Here is a 9,784-nt window from a genome sequence, read left to right as displayed (position 1 = left end):
CTCGCCCCGGCGACTGCCTCACCCCGTTCGGCCCCACGCCCCGACCCCATGACCCCATGACCCGCCCACAGCACGTCAACCAAACCGGCCGTGACGCGGGTTACCGCTGACTGCGGGCCAAGCGCGAGCGCCCTGGCCGCCCAGTTCCTCGGGCACGAGCAGCCCGGCGGGCGGCGCGGGCAGCTCCGTCACATCGGTGGCCTGCCGGTTCACGCCGGGCCCGACCTGCTGTCCTCGGAGGCCGAGGAGGACCCGCGGGCCGCGGTGCGCTCGCTGCGGCGCGGCCGCCTCGCCCCGGCCCGGTGCCGCGGCGTGCGCGCCGCGGCCCGCGGCTCCCTCCGTGCCGGGGCCGGGAACAGCGGAAGGGCCCGCACCCCTCGGGGGTACGGGCCCTTCCGGTGTTCGACCGGAGGTCAGCCCTTGAGCGCGGCGCGCGCCAGGCGGGCCGTCTCGGACGGGGTCTTGCCGACCTTCACGCCCGCGGCCTCCAGGGCCTCCTTCTTGGCCTGCGCGGTGCCGGAGGAGCCCGACACGATCGCACCGGCGTGGCCCATGGTCTTGCCCTCGGGAGCGGTGAAGCCGGCCACGTAGCCGACGACCGGCTTGGTGACGTTGGCCTTGATGTAGTCCGCGGCCCGCTCCTCGGCGTCGCCGCCGATCTCACCGATCATCACGATCAGGTCGGTGTCGGGGTCGGCCTCGAAGGCGGCCAGCGCGTCGATGTGCGTGGTGCCGATGACCGGGTCGCCACCGATGCCGACGGCCGACGAGAAGCCGAGGTCGCGCAACTCGTACATCATCTGGTACGTCAGCGTGCCGGACTTCGACACCAGGCCGATGCGGCCGGAGTTGGTGATGTCGGCCGGGATGATGCCGGCGTTGGACTGTCCGGGGCTGATGAGGCCCGGGCAGTTCGGGCCGATGATCCGGGTCTTGTTGCCCTTCGAACCGGCGTACGCCCAGAAGGCGGCGGTGTCGTGCACCGCGATGCCCTCGGTGATGACGACGGCGAGGCCGATCTCGGCGTCGATCGCCTCGATGACGGCGCCCTTGGCGAACTTCGGCGGCACGAAGATCACGGTGACGTCGGCGCCGGTGGCCTCCATCGCCTCCGCGACGGAGCCGAAGACGGGAACCTCGGTGCCGTCGAAGTCGACCTTGGTGCCGGCCTTGCGCGGGTTCACGCCGCCGACGATGTTCGTACCCGAGGCAAGCATCCGCTTGGTGTGCTTCTGGCCCTCGGAGCCGGTCATCCCCTGGACGATGACCTTGCTTTCCTTGGTGAGGAAGATAGCCATGGTGTTGGTGACCCGTTTCCTTACTTCGCAGCCGCGAGCTCAGCGGCACGGTCGGCCGCACCGTCCATGGTGTCCACCTGCTGCACGAGCGGGTGGTTCGCGTCGGTCAGGATCTTGCGACCCAGCTCCGCGTTGTTGCCGTCGAGGCGCACGACCAGCGGCTTGTTGACCTCTTCGCCCTTGGACTTCAGCAGCTCCAGGGCCTGCACGATGCCGTTGGCGACCGCGTCACAGGCGGTGATGCCGCCGAAGACGTTGACGAAGACGGACTTGACGTCGGCGTCGCCGAGGATGACCTCGAGGCCGTTCGCCATGACCTCGGCGGAGGCGCCGCCGCCGATGTCGAGGAAGTTGGCGGGCTTCACGTTGCCGTGCGCCTCACCGGCGTACGCGACGACGTCGAGGGTGCTCATGACGAGACCCGCGCCGTTGCCGATGATGCCGACCTCGCCGTCGAGCTTGACGTAGTTGAGGCCCTTGGCCTTGGCGAGGGCCTCCAGCGGGTCGGCCGCGGACTTGTCCTCGAGCGCGTCGTGCTCCGGCTGCCGGAAGTCGGCGTTGGCGTCCAGGGACACCTTGCCGTCGAGCGCGAGAACCTTGCCGTCACCGGTCTTGACCAGCGGGTTGACCTCAACGAGGAGCGCGTCCTCGGCGATGAAGGTCTTCCACAGGGTCTGCAGGACCTCGGAGATCTGGTCGTGCAGCTCGGCCGGGAACTTCGCCGCCTCGACGATCTCGCGGGCCTTCTCCGGGGTCACACCGTCGTTGGCGTCGACCGGGATCTTCGCGAGCGCCTCGGGCTTGGTCGCCGCGACCTCTTCGATGTCCATGCCGCCCTCGACGGAAGCCATGGCCAGGAAGGTGCGGTTGGTGCGGTCCAGCAGGTAGGAGACGTAGTACTCCTCGGCGATGTCCGCCGTCTGGGCCAGCATGACCTTGTGGACCGTGTGGCCCTTGATGTCCATGCCCAGGATCTGGCCGGCCTTCTCCACGGCGTCGGCCGGGTCGGAGGCGAGCTTCACACCGCCGGCCTTGCCGCGGCCGCCGACCTTGACCTGCGCCTTGACGACCGCGCGGCCGCCGAGTCGCTCGGTCACCTCGCGCGCCGCCTCAGGCGTGTCGATGACTTCACCGGCCAGCACCGGTACACCGTGCTTGGCGAAGAGGTCCCTCGCCTGGTACTCGAACAGGTCCACGCGCGTCCGTCCCTTTGCGTCTCGATACCGCTGTCGTGGTGATTGCGGTGCGTTGTCTGCTTGGGCGTGCCGCTACGGGCAACGTGACGACGCGGTCACTGGGGAGGCGCACACGGTTACCGGGTACGCGGCATGTCCGTCTCGCAGGTTATCCCCGGAGCCGCGCGGGCTCTAAATCGCAGATCACATGTGCGCGGTGATTACAGTCACAGATCGCCGCCGTGCACGCACATCCCGGTGCGGCCGTGTCGTTCGTGAGGTATGTGGGCGACCGGTGTGCGCAGCCGCCGGAAATCCCCGGGCCGCGAGCGCCTGTGCCGCCGGGCGGTTCGTGCCGCGTGTCGGTCCGTGCCGCGTGTCGGTCCGTGCCGCGTCGCGTGCGGCTGTGTCCTTGCGGGGGGCCGGTGCCGGGGGCCGGGTGCCGGGGGCCGGGTGCCGGCCCGTACGGGTTGCCGGGTGCGCCCGTGCCCGTACGGGTTGCCGGGTGCGCGCGTGTGCTCGTACGGGGGCTGCCTGGGCGCGTGTGCTCGTGCGGGGCCACGCACGCCTGCTTTCCGGGTCTGCGCCTGCTGTCTGCTCCTGTCCTGCTGTCTGCTCCTGCTGTCTGCTGCTGCCGCCTGTGCTCGTACGGGGCCGCGCGCCTGCGCCCGTGCGGGCGCCACATGCGCCGCCGGCCGTACGGGGTGCCGCGGGTGCCCGTGCCGGTGACGCCGGTGGGCGGTCGCCGCCCGTGACAGCGGCGCGCGTGCTCGCCGTACGGGCCGAGCGACGCGTGCCGTACCGGCCGTGCGAGGGGACGCCCGGCACCGGAAGGGGAGAGCCGGTGCCGGGCGCCCGTGACCCGGTCGGAGGGGCCGGAGCCCGGCCGGGCGGGTGGGCCCGGCCAGGGGACGGGCCCCGGCCGGGGACGGCCTCCGACCGGGGGTTCAGAGGGCCTGGCCGGGGATCAGAGGCCCGGCACGCCCGCCGCGGCCCCGGCCGTGACCCGGGCGTCGGCGGTGGCGCTCGCGGTGGCGCGGAGGTAACCGGCCAGCCGCTGGGCGCGCGAGGCCGCGGCCCGCACCTGCTCGGCGCCGTCCCGGACTTCGGCGGTGGCCTGCCCGGCGCCCCGGCCGGCCTCGTCCCCGGCGGCGCCGGCCCGGTCGACGGCGTACGGCAGGACCTCGCCGGCCCGGCCGGCCACCTGCTGGGCCTGCCCGGCGGCACCGGCCGCGGCACGGTCCGTCCCGTCCGCCGCCCCGTCCACAAGGCCGGTGACCCGCGGGACGACGGCGTCGACCCGGCCGGTCACGGCGTCACCCGGGCCGGTCACCTGCCCGGCGGCCCGGCCGACGGCACGGTCGGTCGCGTCCGCCGCCCGGCCCGCGGTGTCCGCCACCCGTCCCGTGGCGTGGTCCGCGCTGCCGCGGACCTGCCCGTCCGCCAGGTCCGCGGCAGCCACCACGTGCCCGGTGGCGTCCGCGGCGGCACGGTCGGCCGTCCCGCCCGCGCACAGGGCCGTTCCGGTGACCGCCTGCCGCGCCGCGTGCCGCCCGCTGCGGCCCGTCCGTGCTGCCGCGTCCGCCGCCTGACCGGTGGCCGCGTCCACCTGCTCGACGGCGCGTACGCCCGCGTGCTTCCCGCTGCGGACGGCGCCCTCGGCGGAGGCCGCAGCGGAGGCCGCAGCGGTGTCCTCGGCGGTGGCCGCGACGGCGCCCTCGGCAGTGACCGCGGTGCCCGCGACGGCCGGCTCGACCCGCTCAGCCCGCTCGGCCCACTCGGCCCGCTCAACCCGCTCAACCGGCTCGGTGGCCGCGCCGCGCACGGCACCCGCCGTGCCGGCCGCTCCGTCCACGGCCTCCTGCGCCTCGAGCGCCTCGTGCGCGGCCGACTCGCCCAGCACGCCGAGGGTGCCCACGGCGCCCGCCGCCCGGTGGACGGCGAGAGCGGCGGGACGGTCCGCCGGGTCCAGCGGCACGGCAGCGGCCCCGGACGCCGAGGCCTGCTGACGCGCGGTCACTCCGGCCGCCGAGACCTCGGCGCCCGCGGTGGCGTCCTCCGGGACGTCCACGTCGGCGACGGACAGGGCGGGCCGCGCCGTCGCGGAGGCGCCGGCTGCGGCGACGCCCCACAGTCCGGAGGCGGCGGCTGCTACGGCGATCGAACGCCGGATGTTCTGGTGCATGGTGAAGGTCCTTCGAATTCGAAAACCGGTGTCGGGCAGACCTGGTCCGCCCCCGCGCGGCAGGTCGGGGCGGCGGGGAACGGCCTGCCCTAGCCGGGGAATTCGAGGATGTCCGCGGGCCGCTCGCGCGTCGGCGCGGCAGCGGCGGCCCGGACCGCGCCGGGCACCGGCCCGAAGCGGGGGGCGGACCGGTCACACACGGCGTGCGGGTCGCCGGCGCGGGAAGAGCCGTCCGCGGCACCGGCGGACGCGGTGCCGTGCGGCATGCCGGGCGGCGGCACGGAACGGCCGTCCCGCCGGTGCTCGTCCGGGCCGTCGGTGCCGGGGGCGGGCGACGACGTGCCGGGGCCGCCGGTGTACGGGGCCCGCGGGCCGGGGGACGCGTCCGGCCGTGCGGCGTCGTCGGCGTGCCGGGAGTCCGGGGGCGCGGCGCGGCCGGTGCCGGGCCGGTCGCCCGCACGGTCCTCGCCGGTGCCGGGCAGCGGAAGGGGGCCGGCTTCGCCGCCCTCTCCCGCCGGGAGGTTCACAGCGCCGCCCGTGATGTCCCGCAGCAGGTCACCGGTGCCGTGGAGCACCGGCCCGGTGATTCCCTCCACCCGGCCGGCGACCGGGTCGAGGGCCTGTCCGGCCCGGTGTGCGGCGGGGGCGTGCGGCCGGCTCACCGCTCGCTCGGCCCCGGCCGGCGCGGCCCCGGTGCCCCGCCGGTCCGGGCCGGACACGTCGGCGTCCGTGCGCGGCGCGCTCACACCGCCCGTGGCGTTCCCGGCGTCCGCCGCGGCACCGGCGTCCGCCGCGGCACCGGCGTCCGTTGCGGCACCGGCGTCCGGGGCATCCGCTGCGTCCGGGGCCGTCGGGCCCTTCGGGGCGGTGTCCGTGCGGCCGGCCTCGTCGACGAGCTGCCCGGAGTCCGCGGTCCGGTCCGTCCCGGCGGGGCTCGCGGCGTGCGCGCTGCCGCCGAGGAGGAGGGCCAGCCCGAGCAGTCCGCCGAGGAAGAGCGCCGCCAGCAGCATCCGCCGCACGGCAACCGCGCGCGACCGGCGCACGGGTGACACCACGGCGGATGCGGCGGACATGGAGCGGGGACCTCCACAGGAGACGGAACGACGTTCGGAACACATGGAACGACGTATTCCGGACGGGCGCCCGAATCCTTGCACGACCGGCGGGGGCGGGCGCAACCCTCCGGCGCCCGACGGGCCGTCAGCCGCCCCCTTCACCCGTGTTTGTGCGGGCGCGAAAGGGATATCCGGAACGCGTCGCGGAAGTCCAGACGCACGAAACGCACATAACTCGCCTTTCAGGGCGCAAACCGGCGCGCCGGACACCCGCCCTTTCGGCTTGATTCCATCGCTCGGTGCTCCTTCGGCGAATCGGTCATGCACGGCGTGGTCATCATATTTACCAACGGTAAGTGCCTGATCATGCGGCAGACCGTAGAAGCTTTGGCCAGCGAATCTACGGGCGTAAAGTGACCGGAATCCGTCCTTGACCCGCCCCCCGGCGGTGACTGACACTCCAACAGGCACTCATGCATCAAGGGCAACGGGCCGCAGTGCCTGTCCGCGCGATACCGACTATTGCGCGGGTGTGCGACGGGGGAATGTCAGAAGAAGTGTGTGCACGCTTCATTTTCCGTGCGCATTTCCTTCACCCCTTCTCCTCATCTCTTGATGCGCGAAGGGAATGGAGGGGAATGCCGGTGCAAACGGGCCATCCCGGCGTATACATCGAGGAACTTCCCAGCAGCGTCCGTACCATCGCCGCCGTCACCACCTCGGTGACCGCGTTCGTGGGGCACACCCGCCGGGGACCCCTCAACCAGCCGGTGCGGATCACCAGTTTCGCGGACTTCGAGCGGCGCTTCGGCGGGCTCACCTCGCAGAGCGCGGTCAGCTACGCCGTGCACCAGTTCTTCGGCAACGGCGGCACGGTGGCGGTCGTCGTCCGCGTCGCGGCCGCCGGAACGGGCGAGGAAGCCTGCGTCACGCTCGAGTCCACCGAGGGCCACAGCGCCTGCCCGGTGCTCACCCTGCACGCCAAGGAGCCCGGAGTCTGGGGCTCCGGACTGCGGGTGTCCGTGGACTACGACACGGCGGACCCCGACTCGACCTTCAACCTCCGGGTGTTCGACGCCAGGGGCGGCGCCCGCGAGGTCTTCACCGGCCTGTCCATGGATCCGTCCCACAGCCGCTACGTGGCGACCGTGGTCGGCGCCGGCTCGGCGCTCGTGCGCGCCGAGGTGCTCGGCGACGGCGAGGGCAGGCCGGACCCGTCGGGCACGGTCTCCAAGCCCTTCTCCGCGGAGCTGCCCGACCTCGCGGTCGACCTCACCGTGAAGATCGGCGAGGTGGAGCGCGAGTTCACGCTTTACGACCCGGACCGGGACGGCGAGGCCCCGCGCACCGTCACCGAGCTGGCGCTGCTCCTGGAGCGCAAGCTCCGCGCGCTGCCCGACGCGCCCGGCAGGCGTGCCTTCGCGGGCGCCGAGGTCACCGCCTTCGGGCGGCGGCTCCAGGTGGTCGCCGGGTCCGTGGACCCGGAGGACACGGTGCGGTTCGTCGGCGAGTGCGCCAACGACCTCGGCCTGGAGGCCACCGTCAACCCGCCCGTCTTCCCGCTGTCCGGCGGCAAGGACGGCGACCCGCCCGGGCCGCGCGACATCATCGGCAGCGAGGCCGGCAAGACCGGGCTCCAGGCGCTGCGCGACGTCGACGACGTCAACCTGCTGGCGCTGCCGGAACTCTGCGCGTACGAGTCCACCGAGGACATGGTCACGGTGCTCTCGGCGGCGCAGGCACTGTGCCGGGAACGCCGGATCTTCCTCCTCGTGGACGCGCCCACCTCCTGGGTCAGCGTGGACTCCGCCCGGGCCGGGCTCGGCGCCTTCGAGTCGGTGCGCGGCAACCACGCGGCGCTGTACTTCCCGCATCTGCAGATGACCGACCCGCTGACGGGCCGGCTGCGCTCCTTCCCGCCGTCCGGCGCCCTGGCAGGCGTCATCGCCCGTACGGACGCCGAGCGCGGCGTCTGGAAGGCACCGGCGGGCACCGAGGCCCGGTTCGCCGGGGTGCGGTCGCTGACCGTGAAGCTGACCGACCGGGAGAACGGGCTGCTGGGGCCGCTGGGCGTCAACTGCCTGCGCACCTTCCCCGTGATCGGCCCGCTGGTCTGGGGCGCGCGCACCCTGGAGGGCTCGGACGCGCTGGACAGCGAGTGGAAGTACGTCCCGGTGCGGCGGCTCGCGCTGCACGTCGAGGAGAGCCTGCACCGCGGGCTGCAGTGGGTCGTGTTCGAACCGAACAACGAGCAGCTGTGGCAGCAGATCCGGCTCGACACGTCGGCGTATCTCAACACGCTGTTCCGGCAGGGCGCCTTCAAGGGGAACACCCCGCGCGAGGCGTACTTCGTGAAGTGCGACAAGGACACCACCACCGACGAGGACATCGATCGCGGCGTGGTGAACGTGCTGGTCGGCATCGCCCCCGTCAAACCGGCGGAGTTCGTGGTCGTCAAGATCCAGCAGATGGCCGGACAGTTCGAGATTTAGGAATCCGATGGCTGAATTCCAGGTAAATGCCCATCGCTTCGACCCCTACAAGAACTTCAAGTTCCTTGTGCTCTGGGGCGGGCGGACGGTGGCGGGCATCAGCAAGGTGAGCCCGCTCAAGCGCACCACCGAAGTGGTCAAGCACCGGCACGGCGGTGACCCCAGCTCGCCCCGGAAGTCTCCGGGCCGGTCGGAATTCGAGGGCATCACCCTCGAACGCGGCGTCACGCACGATCCCGAGTTCGACCGCTGGGCCAACAAGGTCTGGCAGGTCGGGGCCGGGCTCGGCGCCGAGGTCTCGCTCGCCGACTTCCGCAAGGACCTGGTCATCCAGGTCCTCAACGAGGCCGGCCAGGTCGCCGTGTCGCACAAGCTCTACCGGGCCTGGCCCAGTGAGTACCAGGTGCTCGGCGAGATGGACGCCAACGCCAACGCGGTGGCGATCCAGAGCCTCAAGCTCGAGTGCGAGGGCTGGGAGCGCGACTACGAGGTGCCGGAGCCGACCGAGCCCTCGTTCACCAACCCGGTCTGACCCCGGGGTGGTCCGAGGTATGGCGATCACAGGGCCCGCGGAGCTGCTGGCCACCTGGGAGGCGGGGCTCGCACAGCCCGCCCCCGGCCGTGCGCTGCTGCTGCACCGTGCGGCGCGTCCGGAGGCCGACGACGGCGAACTGCTGTCGGTGGCCGTCGGCGAGCGGGAGGCCGATCTGTTCGCGCTGCGCCGGGCGTTGTTCGGCGAGCGCCTTCAGGTACGGATCGACTGCGTGCCGTGCGGGGAGGCGATGGAGTTCGACCTCTCCACGGACGAGCTGGCCGCCCGGCCCCGGGAGCAGGGACCGCTGCGGGTCGAGGAGGACGGCTGGGCGGTCGAGTTCCGGCTGCCCACCGTCGCCGATCTGACCGCGGTGGCGCACGAGGTCGCGGCGCGCGGCGCCGTGTCCCGCGGCGGTACGGGTCCGGGGGCGCCCGATGGGACGGGCGCCCCCGGACCGGCGGAAGGCTCCGGCACCGCGAGGGGTTCCGGCAGCGGGCCGGGGTCCGGCGCGGCGGCCGGTCCGGCCCTGGAGGCCCGGCGGCTGCTGCTCGCCCGCTGTGTCGTCGCCGCCTCCCGGGCGGGGCGGGCCCTGCCCGCCGGCCGGCTGCCCGAGCTGCCCGAGTCGGTGCAGCGGCGGATCGCCGAGGCGGCCGAGGAGGCCGACCCGGCGGCCGCGGTCACCCTGAACGTCGCCTGCCCCGAGTGCGGCGAGGCCACCAAGGCCGAGCTGGACATCGCCTCCTACCTGTGGACCGAGCTCGACTCCTGGGCACGGGACCTGCTCCTCGACGTCCACCTGCTCGCCGGCGCCTACGGCTGGAGCGAGCGGGAGATCCTGGCGCTCAGCCCGCTGCGCCGCCGCTACTACCTGGAGTTGTGCGCAGATGCCTGACCACTTCGACCGGCTGCTGGCCCGGCACGCCCCCGCGGTCCGCGCGGCGCTTGCCCCCGCGGACGGCGCCGCGCCCGCCCGCGTACGGCCGCGGCTGCCCGGCCCGTTCGAGCGGATCGAGTCGCTCCGGTCCGCGGAGCCGGCCGCCGAGC

General features: G+C 73.8%; 7 protein-coding genes. 3 read left to right on the top strand and 4 right to left on the bottom strand.

Going from position 1 to position 9,784, the window contains the following annotated elements:
- Nucleotides 1-413 precede the first annotated feature (413 nt).
- From sucD to GCU69_RS25705, 4 genes are all read right to left on the bottom strand, one after another.
- Nucleotides 414-1,298 carry a succinate--CoA ligase subunit alpha gene (sucD, locus tag GCU69_RS25720; RefSeq protein ID WP_098755186.1) on the bottom strand — a complete coding sequence of 295 codons (885 nt, stop codon included), beginning with the start codon at nucleotides 1,296-1,298 and terminating at the stop codon, nucleotides 414-416.
- A 20-nt stretch (nucleotides 1,299-1,318) separates the two neighbouring features.
- Nucleotides 1,319-2,494: an ADP-forming succinate--CoA ligase subunit beta gene (gene sucC, locus GCU69_RS25715; RefSeq protein WP_156207309.1), complete on the bottom strand. Its 1,176-nt coding sequence runs from the start codon at nucleotides 2,492-2,494 to the stop codon at nucleotides 1,319-1,321.
- A gap of 946 nt (nucleotides 2,495-3,440) precedes the next feature.
- Complete coding sequence (locus GCU69_RS25710; RefSeq protein WP_156207308.1) at nucleotides 3,441-4,658, bottom strand: hypothetical protein; 1,218 nt, start codon at nucleotides 4,656-4,658, stop codon at nucleotides 3,441-3,443.
- A gap of 89 nt (nucleotides 4,659-4,747) precedes the next feature.
- Complete coding sequence (locus tag GCU69_RS25705; RefSeq protein WP_156207307.1) at nucleotides 4,748-5,731, bottom strand: hypothetical protein; 984 nt, start codon at nucleotides 5,729-5,731, stop codon at nucleotides 4,748-4,750.
- A gap of 620 nt (nucleotides 5,732-6,351) precedes the next feature.
- Here GCU69_RS25705 and GCU69_RS25700 point away from each other — a divergent pair.
- From GCU69_RS25700 to GCU69_RS25690, 3 genes are read left to right on the top strand one after another with little or no spacing between them, the layout of a single operon-like run.
- Nucleotides 6,352-8,205, top strand: coding sequence for a phage tail sheath C-terminal domain-containing protein (locus GCU69_RS25700; protein ID WP_098755182.1), 1,854 nt, complete (start codon nucleotides 6,352-6,354; stop codon nucleotides 8,203-8,205).
- Between the two features lie 7 nt (nucleotides 8,206-8,212).
- A complete protein-coding gene (locus GCU69_RS25695; RefSeq protein WP_098755181.1) occupies nucleotides 8,213-8,737 on the top strand; it encodes a phage tail protein in 525 nt (174 codons plus the stop codon).
- Between the two features lie 19 nt (nucleotides 8,738-8,756).
- Nucleotides 8,757-9,632: a hypothetical protein gene (locus GCU69_RS25690; protein WP_156207306.1), complete on the top strand. Its 876-nt coding sequence runs from the start codon at nucleotides 8,757-8,759 to the stop codon at nucleotides 9,630-9,632.
- Nucleotides 9,633-9,784 lie beyond the last annotated feature (152 nt).

It is taken from the genome of Streptomyces lycii, from assembly GCF_009735685.1.
Taxonomy (GTDB): Bacteria; Actinomycetota; Actinomycetes; order Streptomycetales; family Streptomycetaceae; genus Streptomyces; species Streptomyces lycii.
This window is presented reverse-complemented; position numbering and strand designations above follow the sequence as displayed.

Coding starts and splice junctions, on each gene's coding strand:
- sucD (WP_098755186.1), bottom strand. CDS start 1,298: ATGGCTATCTTCCTCACCAAGGAAAGCAAGGTCATCGTCCAGGGGATG.
- GCU69_RS25710 (WP_156207308.1), bottom strand. CDS start 4,658: ATGCACCAGAACATCCGGCGTTCGATCGCCGTAGCAGCCGCCGCCTCC.
- GCU69_RS25705 (WP_156207307.1), bottom strand. CDS start 5,731: ATGTCCGCCGCATCCGCCGTGGTGTCACCCGTGCGCCGGTCGCGCGCG.
- GCU69_RS25700 (WP_098755182.1), top strand. CDS start 6,352: ATGCCGGTGCAAACGGGCCATCCCGGCGTATACATCGAGGAACTTCCC.
- GCU69_RS25695 (WP_098755181.1), top strand. CDS start 8,213: ATGGCTGAATTCCAGGTAAATGCCCATCGCTTCGACCCCTACAAGAAC.
- GCU69_RS25690 (WP_156207306.1), top strand. CDS start 8,757: ATGGCGATCACAGGGCCCGCGGAGCTGCTGGCCACCTGGGAGGCGGGG.